The organism is Rhodococcus spelaei (assembly GCF_006704125.1).
Taxonomy (GTDB): domain Bacteria; phylum Actinomycetota; class Actinomycetes; order Mycobacteriales; family Mycobacteriaceae; genus Rhodococcus_G; species Rhodococcus_G spelaei.
Genome location: NZ_VIGH01000003.1, coordinates 390,038 through 409,462 on the forward strand (window position 1 = coordinate 390,038; position 19,425 = coordinate 409,462).

Annotated in this window: 19 protein-coding genes; 5 read left to right on the forward strand and 14 right to left on the reverse strand. The window is 70.1% G+C overall.

All coding sequences use genetic code 11. The features are described 5' to 3' along the window. The first annotated feature begins 97 nt into the window (after positions 1-97). On the forward strand, positions 98-646 hold the full coding sequence (locus FK531_RS08595; protein WP_142097680.1) for a C40 family peptidase: 549 nt from the start codon (positions 98-100) through the stop codon (positions 644-646). Positions 647-665: 19 nt separating this feature from the next. Here the strand turns inward: FK531_RS08595 and FK531_RS08600 are convergent, their stop codons facing one another. The 5 genes from FK531_RS08600 to glnA all read right to left on the reverse strand — a co-directional run bounded on the left by FK531_RS08600 (position 666) and on the right by glnA (position 5,972). Beyond that, a complete protein-coding gene (locus FK531_RS08600; RefSeq protein ID WP_246098057.1) occupies positions 666-1,619 on the reverse strand; it encodes a glycine betaine ABC transporter substrate-binding protein in 954 nt (317 codons plus the stop codon). Between the two features lie 44 nt (positions 1,620-1,663). Further along, on the reverse strand, positions 1,664-2,425 hold the full coding sequence (locus tag FK531_RS08605) for an ABC transporter permease (RefSeq protein ID WP_142097685.1): 762 nt from the start codon (positions 2,423-2,425) through the stop codon (positions 1,664-1,666). Further along, positions 2,422-3,696, reverse strand: a complete 1,275-nt coding sequence (locus FK531_RS08610; RefSeq protein WP_142097688.1) for an ABC transporter ATP-binding protein — start codon at positions 3,694-3,696, stop codon at positions 2,422-2,424. Before FK531_RS08610 ends, FK531_RS08605 begins: the two co-directional genes overlap by 4 nt. Beyond that, the gene (locus FK531_RS08615) at positions 3,693-4,346 is read right to left on the reverse strand and encodes an ABC transporter permease (protein WP_142097691.1); all 654 of its coding nucleotides are present in this window, start codon (positions 4,344-4,346) and stop codon (positions 3,693-3,695) included. Before FK531_RS08615 ends, FK531_RS08610 begins: the two co-directional genes overlap by 4 nt. Before the next feature lie 189 nt (positions 4,347-4,535). Beyond that, positions 4,536-5,972 carry a type I glutamate--ammonia ligase gene (gene glnA, locus FK531_RS08620; protein WP_142097694.1) on the reverse strand — a complete coding sequence of 479 codons (1,437 nt, stop codon included), beginning with the start codon at positions 5,970-5,972 and terminating at the stop codon, positions 4,536-4,538. 191 nt (positions 5,973-6,163) lie between these two features. Here glnA and FK531_RS08625 point away from each other — a divergent pair, with 191 nt between their 5' ends. Next, entirely contained in the window at positions 6,164-6,637 is a 474-nt protein-coding gene (locus tag FK531_RS08625) for an RDD family protein (protein ID WP_142097697.1), read from the forward strand. Between the two features lie 84 nt (positions 6,638-6,721). On the opposite strand, the gene FK531_RS08630 is transcribed toward FK531_RS08625, so the two are convergent. The 5 genes from FK531_RS08630 to sucB form a co-directional block, all read right to left on the reverse strand. After that, on the reverse strand, positions 6,722-7,462 hold the full coding sequence (locus tag FK531_RS08630) for a DUF4191 domain-containing protein (protein WP_142097700.1): 741 nt from the start codon (positions 7,460-7,462) through the stop codon (positions 6,722-6,724). 54 nt (positions 7,463-7,516) lie between these two features. Continuing rightward, positions 7,517-8,530, reverse strand: coding sequence for a lipoyl synthase (lipA, locus tag FK531_RS08635; protein ID WP_142097703.1), 1,014 nt, complete (start codon positions 8,528-8,530; stop codon positions 7,517-7,519). Between the two features lie 63 nt (positions 8,531-8,593). Beyond that, positions 8,594-9,373: a lipoyl(octanoyl) transferase LipB gene (lipB, locus tag FK531_RS08640; protein ID WP_142097706.1), complete on the reverse strand. Its 780-nt coding sequence runs from the start codon at positions 9,371-9,373 to the stop codon at positions 8,594-8,596. A gap of 47 nt (positions 9,374-9,420) precedes the next feature. Further along, positions 9,421-10,311: a TIGR01777 family oxidoreductase gene (locus FK531_RS08645; protein WP_142097709.1), complete on the reverse strand. Its 891-nt coding sequence runs from the start codon at positions 10,309-10,311 to the stop codon at positions 9,421-9,423. A gap of 139 nt (positions 10,312-10,450) precedes the next feature. Further along, positions 10,451-12,178, reverse strand: coding sequence for a 2-oxoglutarate dehydrogenase, E2 component, dihydrolipoamide succinyltransferase (gene sucB, locus FK531_RS08650; RefSeq protein ID WP_142097712.1), 1,728 nt, complete (start codon positions 12,176-12,178; stop codon positions 10,451-10,453). 277 nt (positions 12,179-12,455) lie between these two features. Between sucB and FK531_RS08655 the strand changes: the two genes are divergently transcribed. Next, on the forward strand, positions 12,456-12,785 hold the full coding sequence (locus tag FK531_RS08655) for an oxidoreductase (RefSeq protein WP_142097715.1): 330 nt from the start codon (positions 12,456-12,458) through the stop codon (positions 12,783-12,785). Positions 12,786-12,846: 61 nt separating this feature from the next. Here FK531_RS08655 and FK531_RS08660 read toward each other — a convergent pair whose 3' ends face one another. Continuing rightward, positions 12,847-14,361, reverse strand: coding sequence for a leucyl aminopeptidase (locus tag FK531_RS08660; RefSeq protein WP_142097718.1), 1,515 nt, complete (start codon positions 14,359-14,361; stop codon positions 12,847-12,849). Between the two features lie 161 nt (positions 14,362-14,522). On the opposite strand from FK531_RS08660, the gene gcvT reads away from it, so the two are divergent. After that, complete coding sequence (gene gcvT, locus FK531_RS08665; RefSeq protein ID WP_142097721.1) at positions 14,523-15,623, forward strand: glycine cleavage system aminomethyltransferase GcvT; 1,101 nt, start codon at positions 14,523-14,525, stop codon at positions 15,621-15,623. Between the two features lie 83 nt (positions 15,624-15,706). Beyond that, entirely contained in the window at positions 15,707-16,810 is a 1,104-nt protein-coding gene (locus FK531_RS08670; RefSeq protein WP_142097724.1) for a branched-chain amino acid aminotransferase, read from the forward strand. A gap of 89 nt (positions 16,811-16,899) precedes the next feature. Here FK531_RS08670 and FK531_RS08675 read toward each other — a convergent pair whose 3' ends face one another. From FK531_RS08675 to FK531_RS08685, 3 genes are read right to left on the reverse strand one after another with little or no spacing between them, the layout of a single operon-like run. Continuing rightward, positions 16,900-17,670, reverse strand: a complete 771-nt coding sequence (locus FK531_RS08675; RefSeq protein WP_142097727.1) for an adenosylcobinamide-GDP ribazoletransferase — start codon at positions 17,668-17,670, stop codon at positions 16,900-16,902. Between the two features lie 2 nt (positions 17,671-17,672). Next, positions 17,673-18,758 carry a nicotinate-nucleotide--dimethylbenzimidazole phosphoribosyltransferase gene (gene cobT / locus FK531_RS08680; protein ID WP_142097730.1) on the reverse strand — a complete coding sequence of 362 codons (1,086 nt, stop codon included), beginning with the start codon at positions 18,756-18,758 and terminating at the stop codon, positions 17,673-17,675. 32 nt (positions 18,759-18,790) lie between these two features. Beyond that, entirely contained in the window at positions 18,791-19,336 is a 546-nt protein-coding gene (locus FK531_RS08685; RefSeq protein ID WP_435531030.1) for a bifunctional adenosylcobinamide kinase/adenosylcobinamide-phosphate guanylyltransferase, read from the reverse strand. Positions 19,337-19,425 lie beyond the last annotated feature (89 nt).

Genomic DNA, 19,425 nt, shown 5'->3' on the forward strand with positions numbered 1-19,425 from the left:
TACATCTGCCGCTGTTTCGTTACCCAGCGACAGGAACTCTGTGTTTCGAAGTCGAGGCCACCCCGGTCCGGCGGAGAAACTCGGAGGACCAGGTCACATGGCAAAGCACAGGGCGAAGCAGGATCACCGACTGCGGCGATCGGTTCGCGTCATCGCTGTCGGTGCCGCGATCACCGGCGGAGCACTGGCACTGCCTGCGGCTCCGGCGATGGCAGCGCCGATCACGATCCCGGGGGTGGGCGCCTTCGAGATCCCGGGTCTGCCGGCCGCACCGGGTCTGCCTGCGGCACCTGCCGCGCCGCTGACCCATGGGCAGCAGGCGCTCGACGCCGCCCAGTCCAAGCTCGGCTCGCCCTACGTCTGGGGAGCAACCGGCCCGAACGCCTTCGACTGCTCCGGTCTGGTCCAGTGGGCGTACCGACAGGCGGGGATCTCCGTTCCGCGTACCACGTACGACCAGGTCAACGCGGGAGCGCCGGTCGGCAGGGGTGACCTGCAACTCGGTGACGTGGTGCTGTTCTACGGCGCCGAGCACGTGGGGCTGTACGCGGGCGACGGCATGGTCGTACACGCCCCCACCGAGGGGCAGCCGGTCAAGAAGACCCCGCTCGACTCGATGCCGTTCTACGCCGCCCGCCGCTACTGACACTTACCGGCCGTTCGGGTCAGTCCACGGCGGTGACGAAACCCTTGTCCACCAACCATTGTCGCGCCACGTCGGCGGGTTCGAGTCCCTCGACGTCGACCCGGCGGTTCAACTCGGTGATCTCCTGGTTGGTCAGCGCCGCGGAGATCGGCGCCATCACCTGCGCGACCTCGGGGTGGTCCTGTGCGAAGGACTCGCGCATGATCAGGGCGGGGTTGTACTTCGGGAAGAAGGACCGGTCGTCGTCGAGCAGCACCAGGTCCAGCGCGATGATCCGGCCGTCGGTGGTGAAGACCTCGCCGAACTTGCACTGTGTGCCGTCCGCGGTGGCCTGGTAGATGATGCCGGTCTGCAGAATCTGCTTCTGCGCCTTGGCCGGATCGAAGTCGTAGGCCGCGGCCATGCCGGGATAGCCGTCCTGGCGGACGTTGAACTCGGTCTCCACACAGGTGGCTGCCGCCGCCGGGTCGCGCTTGACCAGATCGGCGTACTCGGACAGCGTCCGCACCCCGGTGGCCTCTGCGGTCGCTCGACTGGTGGCCAGCGCGTACGTGTTGTTCATCGGTGCGGGGTCGGTCCAGACCAGGCCGTTGCGCGCGAGGTCCTCGTCGCGCACCGCCTCGAACTGTGCGGTCGGGTCGGGGATCGGATGCTCGTGGCCCAGGTAGTTGATCCAGCCGGTACCGGTGTACTCGTAGGTGACGTCGATCTGGCCGTGCACCTGTGCGTCGCGGGTGCTGTTCGAGCCCTGGATGTTGGTGAGGTCGCGGACGTCCGCTCCGGCGGCCGAGAGCGCGAACTCGATGATGTACCCGAGAATGATCTGCTCGGTGAAGTCCTTGGAGCCCACCGTGATCGGGACTCCGTCCAGTCCCTCGACGGGCGTGATGCTGCCCGGCCCGACCTTCAACGGGAGTGCCCCTCCGGACTCGAGCCCACAGGACGTCAGCGCGCACGCCGTTGCCGCGACCATTGCATAGGTCACGGCCTTGCGCAGCAGGCCCTTTCGAGGGCGGGTCATCGCAACCCCTTCGGCCCGAGGTAGGTCTCCGCCAGGGCGCCGAGCCAGTCGACGAGCAGCGCCAGGGACACCGCGAGGACCGCGCCCACCACCAGGGTCACGTTGTCGCGCAACTTGTATCCGGTGTCGATGAGGATTCCGAGCCCACCCGCACTGACCAGGAAGCAGAGAGTGGCCGTGCCGACTGCGAGCACCAGGGAGGTGCGCAGGCCGGCGAGGATGTACGGCACCGCCATCGGGAACTCGACTCGGCGCAGGACCGTCATCGCCGACATGCCCTGGCCTCGACCCGCGTCGATCAGCGTGCGGTCGACCTCCTGGTAGCCCAGAATCGTGTTACGCAGCACCGGAAGTAGCGAATAGAAGGCGATCGGCAGTACGCCGATCCAGAATCCGGTGGTCCGGGTGGCGAGGTAGAACAGCACCAGCAGGCCGATCGCGGGGGCGGCGGCGCCGATGTTCGCGATCCCGACGAACACCGGAGCGAGGCGGGTCCAACCGGGACGGGTCAGCAGCGTGCCCAGCGGTACCGACAGCACCAGCACGATCACCACCACCGCGACCGTGATGAGTACGTGCTGCCAGGTCAGGTGCGCCAGGTTGGACACGCTGATGCTGGCCTGTTGGGTGGCGGTGAGGTCGCGGCTGAACGCCCAGCCCAACACGCCGCCGACCAGGATCAGCACCAGTACCGGCTGCGCCAGCAGACGGACCCGGTCCGCGCGGCCGGTGGAGCTGGTGTCGATGCCCGCGGTCACGGCGCGGTGTCCTCGGGTGCCTCGTGCCGCCCGTGCGGGACGTCGTCGGGAGCCGACCCGCTCGCGACGGCCTCGTCGAGATCGTCGTCGTGGTCGTGCGCGTGTTCCTCACGCAGTTCGCGCAGCGCGTCGACCAGCGTGTCGATCGTGATCAGCCCGGCGTACTCGCCGCGCAGTCCCGTCACGACGGTGGACGCGCTCGACTCGGCGAGCAGCGCCTCGAGCGCGTCCTGCAGTGTCGACTGCACGGACACGATCTCGCCGACCGGATCGCCGATGTCGCGCAACGAGTTCACACCGGTCAGGTGCGCGGGGGAGACCCAGCGCATCGGGCGGTCGCGGCGGTCCAGGATCAGACCCCACTGCCGTTTGCGGGCGAGCAGGGCGCGCCGGAACTCGTCGACCGGATCGCCGTCGTGGGCGGTCGGGCACTGCAGCAGGCGCACGTCCCGGACCCGGCTGAGGGTCAGTTGCTTGAGGGAGGCGTCCGCCCCGACGAACCCGGCGACCATGTCGTTGGCGGGATTCGCCAGGATCGCCTCCGGGGTGTCGTACTGCATGATGTGGGACTGGCTGCCCAGCACGGCGATTCGGTCACCGAGCTTGACGGCCTCGTTGAAGTCGTGGGTGACGAACACGATGGTCTTGCCGAGTTCGGACTGCAGGCGCATCAGCTCGTCCTGCAACAGTCCGCGGGTGATCGGGTCGACGGCTCCGAACGGTTCGTCCATCAGCAGCACCGGCGGATCCGCCGCCAGCGCGCGGGCCACGCCGACCCGCTGCTGCTGACCTCCCGAGAGCTGTCGGGGGAACCGATCCCGATAGGTGTCGGGGTCGAGGCCGACGAGGTCGAGCATCTCGTCGGTGCGCTCGGAGATGTGCTTGCGGTCCCAGCCGATGAGGCCGGGCACGGTAGCGACGTTCTTGGCGACCGTCAGGTGCGGGAACAGGCCGGCCTGCTGGATGGAGTAGCCGATGCCGCGACGCAGGCGGTCGGGGTCGATCGACAGTGCATCCCGTCCGCCGATGGTGATCTTGCCCGAGGTGGGTTCGATGAGGCGGTTGATCATCCGCATCGTGGTGGTCTTGCCGCAGCCGGACGGGCCGACGAAGACCACCGTCTCTCCGGCCGGGATGGTCATCGACACCCCGTCGACGGCGGCCGACTCCTGCCCCGGGTAGCGCTTGACCACGTCCTCGAGCACGATCTCGACCCCGTGCACGTGGCCGTTGTGCGATGCGGTGTCGTCGCGTGATGCGGTGTCGGTCAACGGATCCCCCTCGAGGTGGTGAGTCGGCCGAGCAGGACGTAGAGCGCGTCCAGGATCAGGGCCAGGATGACGATGAGCACCGTCCCGGTCAGTGCCTGCGGCACCGCGGTCGGACTGCCGACTCGGGACAGACCGGAGAAGATCAGGTTGCCGAGGCCGGGACCCTTGGCGTAGGCGGCGATCGCCAGGATTCCCATCAGCATCTGGGTGCTGACCCGCATGCCGGCCAGGATCGACGGCCAGGCGAGCGGCATCTCGATCCGTCCGAGCACGCGCAGGCGGTTCATCCCGACTCCCCGTGCGGCGTCGGTGATCGCCGGGTCCACCGACGCGAGGCCGATGATGGTGTTGCGAATGATCGGTAGCAGGCCGTAGAGCACCAGTGCGGTGACGGTCGGGCGCACACCGAGGCCGAGGATCGGGATGAGCAGACCCAACAGGGCGAACGAGGGCACCGTGAGGATGGTGCTGGCCAGGCCGGTGGCGACGGCGGAGCCGATCGGGCTGCGGTAGACGAGGATGCCGATGCCGACGGCGATGATCGTCGCGAGCACGATCGACTGCACGACCGCGCTGACGTGGAGATAGGAGTCGGTGAGCAGCTGGCTGCGGCGTGCGGACATGAAGTCCCACCAGGCCTGGAAGTCCACCGGCGACACCTCCGATCGCGTGCTCTCCGATCACCACATTGCTCGCAGATCGGTCTCCGCGCAAAAGAAGCGTGAAAGCGGCGTGTCGGGAGGTAACAGACAACGGCGCCCCAACCGGAAGGTCGGGGCGCCGTTGTGGTCAGGCGTTCAGTGGTTCAACGACTTACACGTCGCGTCGGCGGTGCCGACTTACACGTCGTAGTACAGCTGGAACTCGTACGGGTGCGGACGCAGGTTGACCGGGGCGATCTCCTGCTCGCGCTTGATCGAGATCCAGGTCTCGATCAGGTCGGTGGTGAATACGCCACCCTCGGTGAGGTAGTCGTGATCCTGCTCGAGACGGTCGATGACGGCGTTCAGGCTGGTGGGGGCCTGCGGGATGTTGCGGGCCTCCTCCGGCGGGAGCTCGTAGAGGTCCTTGTCGACCGGCGCCATCGGCTCGATCTTGTTCTTGATGCCGTCCAGGCCGGCCATCATCTGCGCGGCGAAGTTCAGGTACGGGTTGCCCGAGGAGTCCGGCGCGCGGAACTCGAGGCGCTTGGCCTTCGGGTTGTTGCCGGTGATCGGGATGCGCACGGCCGCGGAGCGGTTGCGCTGGCTGTACACCAGGTTGATGGGGGCCTCGTAGCCCGGCACCAGGCGGTGGTACGAGTTGATCGTCGGGTTGGTGAACGCCAGCAGCGACGGTGCGTGGTGCAGGATGCCGCCGATGTACCAGCGGGCCAGGTCGGACAGGCCGGCGTAGCCGGACTCGTCGTGGAACAGCGGCTTGCCGTCCTTCCACAGCGACTGGTGCACGTGCATGCCCGAGCCGTTGTCGCCGAAGAGGGGCTTCGGCATGAAGGTGGCGGACTTGCCGTTCTGCCAGCAGGTGTTCTTGACGATGTACTTGAACAGCTGCAGGTCGTCGGCCGCCGCGAGCAGGGTGTTGAACTTGTAGTTGATCTCCTGCTGGCCGCCGGTGCCGACCTCGTGGTGGCCGCGCTCGAGCTCGAAGCCCGCGTTGGTCAGGTTGGTGGAGATCTCGTCACGCAGGTCGACGTAGTGGTCGTACGGGGCGACGGGGAAGTAGCCACCCTTGGGGCGGACCTTGTAGCCGAGATTCGGGCTGCCGTCGGCGTTGACCTCGTTGCCGGTGTTCCAGGAGCCGGAGATGGAGTCCAGCTCGTAGAACGCGCCGTTCATGCCGGAGTCGTAGCGGACCGAGTCGAAGATGTAGAACTCGGCCTCGGCGCCGAAGTACGCGGTGTCGGCGATGCCGGTGCTGACCAGGTACTCCTCGGCCTTGCGCGCGACGTTGCGGGGGTCGCGGCTGTAGGACTCGCGGGTGAACGGGTCGTGGACGAAGAAGTCCATGTTCAGCGTGCGGGCGTGCCGGAACGGGTCGATGCGCGCGGTCGAGACGTCGGGCAGGAGCATCATGTCCGACTCGTGGATCGACTGGAAGCCGCGGACGGACGAACCGTCGAACGCGAGGCCATCCTCGAAGACGTCCTTGTTGAACGCGGAGGCCGGGATCGAGAAGTGCTGCTGGACGCCGGGCAGGTCGCTGAACCGGATGTCCACGTACTCGACTTTTTCGTCAGCGATGTACTTGATGACCTCTTCGGCCGTGCTGAACGCCACGCTTGTGCTCCTTCAGTTGGGTCCCAGCCAGTAGTGATTGCGGCGGGTTTCGTCGAGGCGACGGTAAGGACTCGGTGTTGCCCAGCAATCAAGGCTGTGTTTCGTCAGTGTTACACGTCCCGAAAAACGACGTACGTCACACCGGGGAGGCCGTTTCTGTGAGGAGTCGGGTCCGCGCCTATCCTGGACCCATGGCGCGCATGACTGGATCCTGGCTCTCCGGCCCCACGGCGGCCCTGCCGAAGGACGACCACGAGGTGGGCCGGTACCGCGGAGAGAAGCTCGGGCTGCCCGAGAGCGGTCCCGGTGCGGCCGCGGGTTCCGGACGTCGCGTGCTCGCGCTCGTGATCGACTGGGCGATCTCGGTGGGCGTGGCCTCGCTGCTGGTCCGCGGCGACTGGACCGGCGGGGTGATCAACACCGTCGCACTGATCCTGTGGTTCGTGGTCGGAGTCGGCACGGTGTCGCTGTTCGCGTTCACGCCCGGACAGTTCGCCGTCGGCATCGGCGTGGCACGCGTGGACCGCCCCGTCCCGGTGGGATTCGTCCGGGCGCTGGCCCGGCAGGTGCTGCTGGTGTTCGTGGTGCCGGCGTTGATCACCGATCACGACGGTCGCGGCATGCACGACCGAGCCACCGGCACGATGCTGATCCGCTCCCGCTGACAGCAGCGACGAAGTCCCGGAATCGACGAAGGCGCCCTCCACACGGAGAGCGCCTTCGGTCGTCTGAGATCAGCGAGGCCGGCGTCAGCGGCGACGCATGGTGCGCTGCACGCCCTTCATCTTCGCGCCGCCGGGAATCGGTCCCTTCGGCATCGCCGGCCCGCCGCGAGTGCCGAGTGCGGCCAGGCGTGACTCGATGGTGTCCATCCGCTTGGTGTCGATGTTCTTCGGCAGCTTCGCCATGTACTTCTGCAGCTGCGACAGCGGGATCTGGCCCTCGTCGTTGCCGACGATGATGTCGTAGATCGGGGTGTCGCCGACCAGTCGCGCCGTCTTCTTCTTCTCCTGCGCGAGAAGGGACTTCACTCGCTGCGGCGCGCCCTCGGCGACCAGGATGATGCCCGGCCGCCCGATCACCCGGTGCACGGCGTCGAGCTGAGTGGTACCGGCGATCGCGTTGGTGACGCGCCAGCTGCCCTGCAGGTTGTCCAGTGCCCACGCGGCCGCACCGGCCTGGCCGTCGGCCTTGCCGTAGACGGACTTCTGCACGCGGCGACCGAAGATGATGAATGCGGCCAGCACGCCGAGCAGGATGCCGACCGGCAGCAGGAACCACTCGATCCCGAAGATCAGGCCGACGAGGAAGAACACCACCGCGAGGCCGACCACCGCGCCGATCATCAACGGCAGCAGCAGCTTGTCTTCCTTGCGCTGCATCTGGAAGGCCTGCCAGAGCTGGCTACGCCGCTCCTTCGATGCCTGTCGGCGGGCCGCTTTCGCTGCGGCCTTCGCCTCTGTGGATTCCTTGCCCTTGCCGTTCGCCATACCTCACAGGATACGTCTCGCGCCGCGCGCGAATCGCACCCGACCGCCGCCGGCTCAGGCGCGGGCCAGGCGTGCCATCAGCGAACTGGCCTCCTGGGAGGCGTCGCCCCCGTCAGCGAGGTGCGCCTGGCCCTCCGGCAGCGCGCGACCGTGACGGGCCATCGCCTGCGCGTACAGCCGCCCGGCCCGGTACGAGGAGCGGACCAGCGGCCCGGCCATCACGCCGGCGAAGCCGAGGTCGGTGGCGAACGCGGAGTGCTCGACGAACTCCTCGGGCTTGACCCACCGCTCGACCGGGTGGTGCCGCGGCGACGGACGCAGGTACTGGGTGATGGTGATGATGTCGCAGCCGGCCTCGTGCAGGTCGACCAGCGCCTGCCGGATCTCCTCGGGCGTCTCGCCCATGCCGAGGATCAGGTTCGACTTGGTCACCAGGCCGAAGTCGCGGGCCGCGGTGATGACGCCGAGCGAGCGGTCGTACCGGAACGCCGGGCGGATCCGCTTGAAGATGCGCGGGACCGTCTCGACGTTGTGGGCGAGCACCTCGGGGCGGGACTCGAACACCTCGGCCAGCAGGTCGGGCTTGCCGTTGAAGTCGGGGATCAGGTTCTCGACGCCGGTGCCGGGGTTCAGCTCGTGGATCTGGCGCACGGTCTCGGCGTACAGCCACGCCCCGCCGTCGGGCAGGTCGTCGCGGGCGACGCCGGTGATGGTCGAGTAGCGCAGACCCATCGACTGCACGGACTCCGCGACACGGCGCGGCTCGTCCCGGTCCAGTGCGGCGGGCTTGCCGGTGTCGATCTGGCAGAAGTCGCAGCGGCGGGTGCACTGCTCGCCGCCGATGAGGAAGGTCGCCTCGCGGTCTTCCCAGCACTCGTAGATGTTGGGGCAGCCTGCTTCCTCGCAGACCGTGTGCAGACCCTCACTGCGGACCAGCGACTTGAGCTCGGTGTACTCCGGGCCCATCTTCGCGCGGGTCTTGATCCAGTTGGGTTTGCGTTCGATCGGGGTCTCCGCGTTTCGGGTCTCGATGCGGAGCAGTTTGCGTCCTTCTGGGGCCACAGTCACGCGTTCGATGCTACGCCCGCGACGACGACGGTCTCCGACCGGGCGCGGCCGCAAACGGCGCCCTCAGCCGAAGCGGTGCGTGGTGAAGTCCGGCGTGCTGACCGGCCGTGCGGCGCCTGCTGCGACATCGAACGTGACCCGCTCGATGTCGTGCTCGGTGACCGGCAGCGACCCGTCGAAGGCCGCGGTGATCGCGGTGATCACGGCCGGGGTTACCTCCGCCACGGTGACTTCGCGCCCGAGTTCGCGGGTCAGGGAGGTGACGCCGGCGTCGGCGATGCCGCACGGGATGATCTCGTCGAAGGCGTCGAGCACCGCGTCGCAGTTGAGCGCGAACCCGTGCAACGCGACACCGCGCTGTACCCGCACGCCGATCGCTGCGATCTTGCGTTCGGGCAGCCAGGTCCCGTCGGTGAGCGAGGCCGGCAGCCAGACACCGGAGCGTCCGTCCACGCGCCCGCAGTCGACGCCGAGCCCGGCGCACACCGAGATCAGTGCCTCCTCGATGCGGCGCACGTACTTGACCACGTCCACCGGTTCGGCGAGTTTCACGATCGGGTAGCCCACCAGCTGACCGGGGCCGTGCCAGGTGATCTTGCCGCCGCGGTCCACGTCGATGACGGGGGTGCCGTCGGAGGGGCGGTCCTCCGGCGCGGTGCGGCGTCCCGCGGTGTAGACGGACGGGTGCTCGAGCAGCAGCAGGGCGTCACGGCCGCGGTCCTCGGCGCGCTCGTCGGCGAGTTGCCGCTGCAGGTCCCAGGCCTCGAGGTACTCGATCCGGCCGAGGTGCCGGACGTCGAGCGGGTCGCCGTCGAGTCGGATCGAGGAGGCGGTGCTGGTCATTCCGGACACGTTACGCCCGCCGGTGGGCGGCCTCGTCCGGGGCGCGGTCAGTGCGCCAGCGCGGCATCGAGGGCCTCGCCGAACGTGTTGTGGCGGAACGTGAATCCGGCGCCCTCCAGCACGGTGGGCAGCGCTCGCTGGCCCGTCAGTACCGCCTCGTCCGCGAACTCCCCGACCAGTGCACGGACGGCGAATCCCGGGACGATCCACGGGGTCGGGCGGTGCAGTGCGCGACCGAGGTCCGCCGTGAACGCGGCGTTGGTGAGGGGCGACGGTCCGGTCGAGTTGACCGGTCCGTCGACAGTGTCGGTGCGCAGCGCGAACTTGATCGCCTCGAGTTCGTCCTCGAGCGAGATCCAGGACAGGTACTGCCTGCCGCTGCCGAGCCGGCCGCCGAGGCCCAGTCCGAACAGGGGGCGGAGCCTGCCCAGCAACCCGCCGTGTGGCGACACGACGGTGCCGCTGCGGAGTAGTACCGTGCGGACCCCCGCGGTACGGGCAGACTCGGTGGCCAGTTCCCAGTCCCGGCAGAGGTCGGCGAGGAACCCGATGCCGAGCGCGCCCGACTCGTCGACGGCGCGGTCCCCGGTGTCGCCGTAGATGCCGACAGCACTGGCGTTGAGCAGCGTCGGCACCCCGGCCCGGGCAACGCCGTCGGCGACGACGCCGGTCGCGTCGATCCGGCTCTCCCGCAGGACCTGCTTGTAGTGGGCGGACCAGCGTCGGTCGCCGATGCCCGCCCCGCACAGGTTGACCACCGCGTCGACGTCGGCGAGCGCGCGCAGATCGATCTCGCCGTCCGGGGGCGACCAGCTGAACTCGTCGCGGGCGGCGGCGGGCCTGCGCACCAGGCGCCGCACCTCGTGACCGTCGGCGCGCAACGAAGCGACGAGCGCTGTCCCGATCAGGCCGGACGAACCGGCGACCGTCACTCGCATGGTCGAACCTCCTCGGGTGGCCGCTCGCCTCCGGGTGAAGGGAACCCTCGTTCGGTCTACCTGGTAGAAGGTTCCCCTCACCCGAACGTCGCGGGGGCACCATCAGTATCGATGGTGCCCCCGCGGGATGGTGCGCGAACTACAGGCCGAGGTCGGCCTCGAAGGCCGCTTCCTCGAGCCGCTGCTTGATCGTGGTGAGGAACCGACCGGCGTCGGCACCGTCGATCAGGCGGTGGTCGTAGGTCAGCGGCAGGTAGCACATCGACCGGACGCCGATGGACTCGTTGCCGTTCTCGTCGGTGATCACCATGGGGCGCTTGACGATTGCGCCGGTGCCGAGCATCGCGGCCTGCGGCGGCACCAGGATCGGGGTGTCGAACAGGGCGCCCTGGCTGCCGATGTTGGTGATCGTGAACGTGCCACCGGCGAGCTCGTCGGGCTTGAGGCCCCCGGAGCGCGCGCGCTTGGCGATGTCCGCGATCGCACGGGCCAGGCCGGCCAGCGACAGGTCGCCGGCGTTGTGGATCACCGGGGAGAGCAGGCCCTGCTCGGTGTCCACGGCGATGCCCAGGTGCTCGGCCGCGTGGTAGGTGATCTCCTTGGCGTCCTCGTTGTAGCTGGCGTTGACGTTCGGATGGGCCCCGAGCGCCTCGACCACGGCCTTGGCGAAGAACGGCAGGAAGGTCAGGTTCACGCCCTCGCGCTCGGCGAACCCGGCCTTGGCCTGGGCGCGCAGGGCGGCGATCTTGGTGACGTCGACCTCGAAGGTCTGAGTCAGCTGCGCGGTGGTCTGCAGCGACTCCCGGGTCTTGACCGCCGTGATCTGGCGGATCCGGTTGACCTTCTGGGTGGTGCCGCGCAGGTTCGCGAGCTCCGGGCGCACGCCTGCGGTGGCGGCGGGCGCTGCGGAGGCCGCGGGGGCTGCCGCGGGGGTGGCGGCCGGTGCCTTCTTCGCCTCGGCGGCGGCGAGCACGTCCTGCTTGCGGATACGGCCGCCGACGCCGGTGCCGGTGACGGTGGCCAGATCGACATTGTTCTCGGCCGCCAGCTTGCGGACCAGCGGCGTCACGTACGCACCGGAGTCCGCACCGGTCGACGGAGCCGACGGGGCGGGAGCGGTGGCCGGCGCGGCAGGTGCCGGAGCAGCCGCGGCCGGGGCGGGTGTGGGGGCCGGTGCCGGTGCGGCGGCGGGTGCCGGAGCAGGCGCCGGGGCGGCCGGGGGAGCGGGCGGCGCGGCGGGAGCCGGGGTACCCGAACCGATGACGGCGAGCTGACCGCCGACGTCGACGGTGTCGTCCTCCTGTGCGCTGATCTCCAGCAGGATGCCGGCGACGGGGGACGGGATCTCGGTGTCGACCTTGTCGGTGGAGACCTCGAGCAGTGGCTCGTCGACCGCGACCTCGTCACCGACGGCCTTGAGCCAGCGGGTGACGGTGCCCTCGGTGACCGACTCGCCGAGCTCCGGCATGGTGACCGGGGTGCCGGTGGCGGGTGCAGCGGCGGCTGCGGGCGCGGGGGCCGGTGCGGCGGCGGGGGCCGGTGCGGCGGTCGGGACCGGAGCGGCGGCGGGGGCGGGCTCGGGGGTGGCCGCAGGGGCGGCAGGCGCGGGGGCGGCCGCGGGGGCCTCGTCAGCGGAACCGATGATTCCGAGCTCTCCGCCGATCTCGACGGTGTCGTCCTCCTGGGCCACGATCTTGGTCAGGACACCGGCTGCGGGGGACGGGATCTCGGTGTCGACCTTGTCGGTGGAGACCTCGAGCAGTGGCTCGTCGACCGCGACCGTGTCGCCCTCCTGCTTGAGCCACCTCGTGACAGTTCCCTCGGTGACGCTCTCACCGAGAGCTGGCATCTGGACGGAGAAGGCCATGCTTTTGACTCCTCGACAGTTGTGTTCGGGTTGTTGAGTTTGTCGACTTGTGGTCGAAATTCATTGTGCAGTTAGTGCAGGTGTCGGGGAGTCGGATGCGGTCAGGTATTCCCCGACCGAGGCGGCCCGCGACGGTGCTCGTCCATCTTTCCATTGATCGTTTTTCGGCGTCCGATGAGGGGCTGGTCACATCGTCCTCATTCGGCTCACAGCATCGGCTGGCAAACTCGAAACTGAGACCGGAACAGGTGTCGACGCCGTGTGAGGAGGCAAGGACGTGGGACTGCTCAGCTGGTTTTCGAAGGGGCCGCGCGGGGAGCGTGACCACGGCGTCGACACCCAGTACCTGGCGAACTGGGTGCGCACCCACGTCGGGGTCGAGGCGTTCGTGGAGCCACAGACCACGGTCACACCGGTGACGGTGGTGCTGGTCGCGAACGACGGTGAATGGACCCGTCGGGCTGTCGGCGGGGAACGCGGGGCCCGGAGGCTCGGCGAAGACCTGCACATCCCGGTCTACGACGTCCGTAAGACCGGCTATCCGCAGCGGATGCGGGACCACGACGCGCGCCAGAAGATCCTGCGTAACCGCGCCCGGGAGGCGTGAGCAGCTCCGCTGCCCGTGCGCGCCGTGCACCCCGGTGAGGGTGCACGGCGCGCACAAGGGGTCAGCCCCTCTCGTCGATGTCCTCGAGGACGCTGATCATGGTCCGCACCGGAACGCCGGTGCCGCCCTTGCCGGTGTAGCCGAACGGGCCGCCGGTGTTGTAGGACGGGCCCGCGACGTCGATGTGCGCCCACTGGACGCCCTCGGCGACGAATTCCTTCAGGAAGATCGCGGCCGCGAGCATGCCGCCCCACCGGTGCGGGGTCACGTTCGCCAGGTCCGCGACCTTCGAGTTCAGGTCGCCGCGCAACTCGCGGGGCAGCGGCATCGCCCACGCGTTCTCGCCGATCTCCTGGGAGATGCGGGCGACGCGGTCGCGGAACTCGTCGGTGCCCATCACACCGGGGGTGCGATTGCCGAGCGCGACCATCTGTGCGCCGGTGAGGGTTGCGGTGTCGATCAGGTAGTCGGGGTTCTGCTCGCAGGCCTTGACGATGGCGTCGGCGAGGATCAGCCGGCCCTCGGCGTCGGTGTTGATCACCTCGACCGTGGTGCCGCCGTACTGGGTGAGCACGTCACCGGGCCGCTGAGCGGTCGACGAGGGCATGTTCTCGGCCATCGGCGCGTATGCGTCGACGGCGACCTTCAGCCCGAGCTTTGCCGCGAGCACGACCGTCGCGATGACGGCCGCGGCGCCGCCCATGTCGGAGGTCATGTTCTCCATGCCCGCGGCCGGCTTGATGGAGATGCCGCCGGTGTCGAACGTGACGCCCTTGCCGACGAGGGCGACCTTCTTGGGAGAGCGGCCGGTGCCCGCGTGGGTCAGCCGCACCAGGCGGGGCTGACGCGAGGAGCCCTTGCCGACGCCGAGGATGCCGCCGTACCCGCCCTTGGCGAGCGCCTTCTCGTCGAGGATCTGGACCTTCAGCCCGGCCGCGGTGCCCAATTCCTTGGCGCGGGCGGCGAACTCCTCGGGGTAGAGGTGGCTCGGCGGGGTGTTCACGAACTCGCGGGCGACGGCGACGGCCTCGGCGACGGCGGCCGAACGCGTCAGGGTGTTCTTCGCCGCGGCGGTGCGCGGCGCGGACACCAGCAACTCGACTCGGCCGAGCGGCTTACCGTTCGCGCCCGGCGCGGACTTCGCCTTGAACTCGGTGAAGGTGTACGCGCCGAGGTAGAAGCCCTCGGCGGCCGCGCCCAGGTCGATCGTCGACAGGGTCGTCGCGGCGACGGCGGTCCCGGCGAGGGCGCGGGCGGCCGCGCCGGCCGACTCGCGGACCTGCTCGGCGTCGACGGCGTCCGGTGCGCCGAGACCGACCGCGAGCACGCTCGACACGGTGAGACCGGCCGGCGCGGGAATCCGGGTGATCTCCTCGGCCTTGCCGGTCGCGCCCACCGCGACCAGCCCGGCGAGCACGGCCTCGGCGGTCGCGTCGTCGAGCACGTCGCCGACCGACGCCTCGGGGCCGTCCGGACCGGTGGTCAGGCCGATGACGAGGACGTCGACGCGCTTGGCGACCGAGCCCGCGAGGACGAGCTCGGGGCCGAGCGGCGAGTCGGACTTGGCAGGGCTCACTGTGTACTCCTGAAATGTCGGTGATCGGTTGCCCGCAACTGTAGTTCGGTCCCTTGCGCCGGGGGGGACGCTCGGCGGGCGTGTACCCGCGGTGTCGGTACGGGTGGACCTCGTGGTTCGGATGAGCCGACCCGGTTCGACGTCGACTAGCGTGGTGCCCCATGAGCGATGCGGAACTCCAGCAGGGACCCCTCCATGCCGTGCACACCGAGCTCGGCGCCACGTTCGCCCCGTTCGGTGGCTGGCAGATGCCGGTGTCCTACGCGGGTGTGGTGGCCGAGCACACCGCGGTCCGGGAGGCGGTCGGTGTGTTCGACGTCAGCCACCTCGGCAAGGCGCTGGTGGCCGGGCCCGGCGCCGCGGAGTTCGTGAACGCCTCGCTGACAAACGATCTCGGCAAGATCGGACCCGGGCAGGCGCAGTACACGCTGTGCGCCACCGAGTCCGGTGGGGTGGTCGACGACCTGATCGCCTACTACGTCAGCGACGACGAGGTGTTCCTCGTGCCCAACGCGGCGAACACCGCGGCCGTGGTTGCCGAGTTGGCCGCCCGCGCGCCGGCCGGGGTGAGTGTGACCGATCAGCACCGGGACTTCGCGGTGCTGGCGGTCCAGGGCCCGAAGTCAGCGGAAATCCTTGCCGTGCTTGGCCTTCCGACCGACATGGACTACATGGCGTTCGCCGACGCGAGCGTGGGTGGCACGCCGGTGCGGGTGTGCCGAACCGGCTACACCGGCGAGCACGGCTACGAGTTGCTGCCCACCTGGGACGGTGCGGAGGCGGTGTTCCGGGCGCTGGTGACGGCGGTCCGGGCGGCCGGCGGCGAGGTCGCGGGCCTCGGCGCCCGCGACACCCTGCGCACCGAGGCGGGTTACCCCCTCCACGGTCACGAACTGTCGACGGAGATCTCGCCGTTGCAGGCTCGGTGCGGGTGGGCGATCGGGTGGCGTAAGCCGCAGTTCTGGGGTCGCGAGGCGTTGCTCGCGGAGAAGGAGGCCGGTCCGGGCCGCAAGATGTGGGGCATCAAGGCGCTCGACCGCGGCGTCCTGCGCCAGGGCCAGTCGGTGCTCCGTGACGGTGCGCCGGTCGGCGAGACCACCTCGGGCACCTTCTCGCCGACCCTCAAGGTGGGTATCGCGTTGGCGTTGATCGACACCGATTCGGGAATCGCAGCGGGCGACCAGGTCGAGGTCGACGTGCGCGGGCGCGCGCTGCGGTGCGAGGTGGTCACGCCGCCGTTCGTGCCGCTGCACACCAAGTGACCGTGACCCGGGGCGAGTGACGTGGTGCACCGAATCGTCCGGTGGCGAAAAGTCGTGCGCAGTGCGTTCGATAGGATCGCGGCATGACTGGTGTCCTCGAATTCACGCGTGTCCCGCATCCCTCGCCCGCCTCCGAGGCGGAGCGAGCGCAGGTGCTGGCGTCGCCGGGATTCGGGAAGTTCTTCACCGACCACATGGTGACGATCGACTACACCGAGGGTGAGGGCTGGCACGACGCCACCGTGCAGCCCTACGGTCCGCTCACGCTCGACCCGGCGTCGATGGTGCTGCACTACGGGCAGGCGATCTTCGAGGGACTCAAGGCGTACCGGCAGCAGGACGGCACCATCTCCTCCTTCCGGGTCGGGGCCAACGCCGAGCGGCTGCGCACCTCCGCGCGCCGGTTGGAGATGCCGGAGCTTCCCGAGGAGCTGTTCCTGCGCTCGATCACCGAGCTGCTCGCCGTGGACAAGGACTGGGTGCCCGCGGCCGGTGGCGAGGACGCGCTGTACATCCGGCCGTTCATGATCGCCACCGAGGTGGGTCTCGGGGTCCGCCCGGCGAACCGGTACCGCTACCTGCTCATCGCCTCGCCGGCGGGCGCGTACTTCCCGCAGGGCGTCAAGCCGGTGAGCGTCTGGCTCTCGACCGAGTACGTGCGCGCCGCCCCGGGCGGCACCGGCGCGGCGAAGTTCGCGGGCAACTACGCCGCGTCGCTGGTTGCACAGGCGCAGGCCGCCGACGAGGGCTGCGACCAGGTGGTGTGGCTGGACGCGATCGAGCGGAGGTACGTCGAGGAGATGGGCGGGATGAACCTGTTCTTCGTCTTCGGTTCCGGTCCGGACGCGAAGCTGGTCACTCCCGAGCTGTCCGGCTCGCTGTTGCCCGGCATCACCCGCGACTCGCTGCTCACGCTCGCGGCCGATGCCGGCTTCGCGGTCGAGGAGCGCAAGATCAGCACCGACGAGTGGCGCGAGAAGGCGGCCTCCGGCGAGATCACCGAGGTCTTCGCCTGTGGCACCGCCGCCGTGATCACCCCCGTCGGCCGGGTCAAGTCCGCCACCGGCGAGTTCAGCATCGGGGGCGGCGAGCCCGGCGAGGTGACGATGGCCCTGCGCGACACGCTCACCGGCATCCAGCGCGGCACCTTCGCCGACACCCACGGGTGGATGAGCACGCTGGCCTGATCGACGCATCGATTGCGGCCCACGGCCTCGACGGTCGTGGGCCGCAGTCGTTTCCGGCGTCGGCAGTCGTTTCCGGGATCGCTCGGGGCTCAGCCGCCGACCAGCAGGCCCACCGCGGCGACCGTCACGCCGACCTCGACCGACGCGCCGAGCACATCCCCGGTGATGCCGCCGAACCGGCGCGCGCAATGCCGGGTCAGCGCGACGGTCAGGGCGAGGGCAATGACGACCACGACCGGACCCTGCCACCAGCGTCCGGGCACCGACCAGGCCGATGCGGTCAGCAGTGCGAGCGACCACAGGGCGCACGCCCAACGCCCCTGACTGTCGGCGACCAACGCGCCGAACCCGGTGGCGGAGGCGGCGGGCACGCCGCGTCGGCTGGTCAGCACGACCGCCACCCGACCGGCGGCCACCGCGAGGACGACCGCAACCCACTGACCCGAGTTCGCCAGCGCGCCGAACGAAAGTGTTTGTGCGCCAATACAGACCACCAGTGCAACCACACCGAACGGGCCGACGCCACCGCCGCGCATCACCTCGAGGGCACGCTCGGGCGGGCCGTAGCACCCGAGGCCGTCGACGGTGTCCGCGAGTCCGTCGACGTGCATACCGCGGGTCAGCAGGGCCAGTGTCGCGACGACGAGCAGGCCGGCGAGTGCCGGGTCCAGGGTGGCGCGCAGCAGCACCCAGAGCAGACCGGTGGCGACCAGTCCGAGCAGCAGGCCGACCAGTGGGGTCGCGGCGATCGCCCGACGTCCCGCGGTGCGGTCGATCGCCGGACCGCCCGGCCGGTGCAGGCCGGGAACCACGGTCAGCCAGGACAGCGCGAGCCGGCAGCCGTCGAGTGCGGCGCGCACCGTCAGTCCGTGGCCGGGGTCTCGACGTCGGCGTCCTCGCCGGTGCTCACGCCGGCGTCGGCGAACGTCGCCATGTTCGCCAGCGTGGTCACCGCGCCCTGCAGGACGGGCAGCGCGGCGAGCGCTCCCGAGCCTTCGCCGAGGCGCATGCCCAGGTCCAGGATCGGCACCAGGTGCAGTCGTTGCAGGGCCACCGCATGAGCGGGCTCGGTGGACTTGTGGCCTGCGACCCACCACTCCCGGGCGCCGGGGGCGAGCTCCTCGGCGACCATGGCCGCCGCGGTCACCACCACGCCGTCGAGGATCACCGGCGTCTTGCGCAGCGCGGCCTGTGCGAGGAAGCCGGCCATCGCGGCCAGGTCGGCGCCGCCGCCGACCCGCAGCAGGGCGACCGGGTCCGCGACCACCGGCCGCACCCGGCGCATCGCGTCGCGGATCGCGGCGGTCTTGCGGGCCCAGCCGGCATCGTCGACGCCGGTGCCGCGGCCCACCGCGGCGACCGGCTCGGTGTCGGTGAGGGAGGCGATCAGCACGGTCGCGGGCGTGGTGTTGCCGATGCCCATCTCGCCGGCGATCAGCAGGTCCGCCCCGGAGTCGACCTCCTCGTCGGCGATGGCCCGGCCGGCCGCGATCGCGCGCGCCACCTCGTCCTCGGTGAGGGCGTCCTCGCGGTCGATGGATCCGCTCGACCGCCGCACCTTGTGGGTGGAGACGGCAGGGTCGGTGTCCGCGTCGACGGCGATGTCCGCCACCCGCACGCTCGCGCCGGTGGTCGTGGCCAGCGCGTTCACCGCGGCGCCGCCGGCGAGGAAGTTCGCCACCATCTGCGCCGTGACCTCGGCCGGGTACGCGGACACGCCGTGGCGTGCGACGCCGTGGTCGCCGGCGAAGACCACCACCCGGGGCCGGGTGAACAGCGCCGGCGGGCACTGGCCCTGACAGGCGGCCACCCATCCGCCGAGCGTCTCGAGCCGACCGAGCGAGCCCGTGGGCTTGGTCAGCTGCGCCTGTCGAGCGTCCGCGGCGGCCCGGGCAGCGGCGTCGGGAGGCGTGATCGCGTCAAAGATGACGTCGGGTTCGCTTGTCACAGTGGGCCTTTCGGTGCAGATGTCGACATTGGTCACTTGAGCTTCATTGCCAGGCCCGCCACCACGAGCAGGACCTCGTCGCAGACCCCCGCGAGGCGGCCGTTCAGCGCGCCGATCTCGTCGCGGAACAATCGCCCCGAGCGGGTCTCCGGGATCACGCCGAGGCCGACCTCGGGGCTGACGAGCACGAGTCTGCCCGGGTATCCGGCGACCGCGTCGACCAGGTCGTCGCAGCGCGGACCGAGGGTGCCTCGAGGCAACTCCCACGCCTGCGCGGCGTCCATCTCGGCGGTGAGCCAGGTGCCCAGGTCGTCGACGAGGGTCGGGCCGTCGCCGGAGCTCAGGATCTCGGCGAGGCCGGGCCCGGACGCGCTCTCGACCGTGCTCCAGCGAGACGGTCGACGGACGCGGTGCTCACGGATGCGGTCGGTCCAGTCGGGGTCGCCCGGGTCCAGGCGGGCGGTCGCGACGTAGCGCACGGCGGCGTCGGCGGGCATCAGGGCCTCCGCGTGCCCGGACTTGCCGGAGCGGGCCCCGCCGAGCACCAGGGTGCGGGTGGGTGCGGCGGGGGAGGACACGGGCTAGACGCTACCAACGGCCGCGGGGCGGGACGCGAGACGCCGAACGCCGCACCGCCTTTCAGCGATGCGGCGTTCGGTGGATTTCC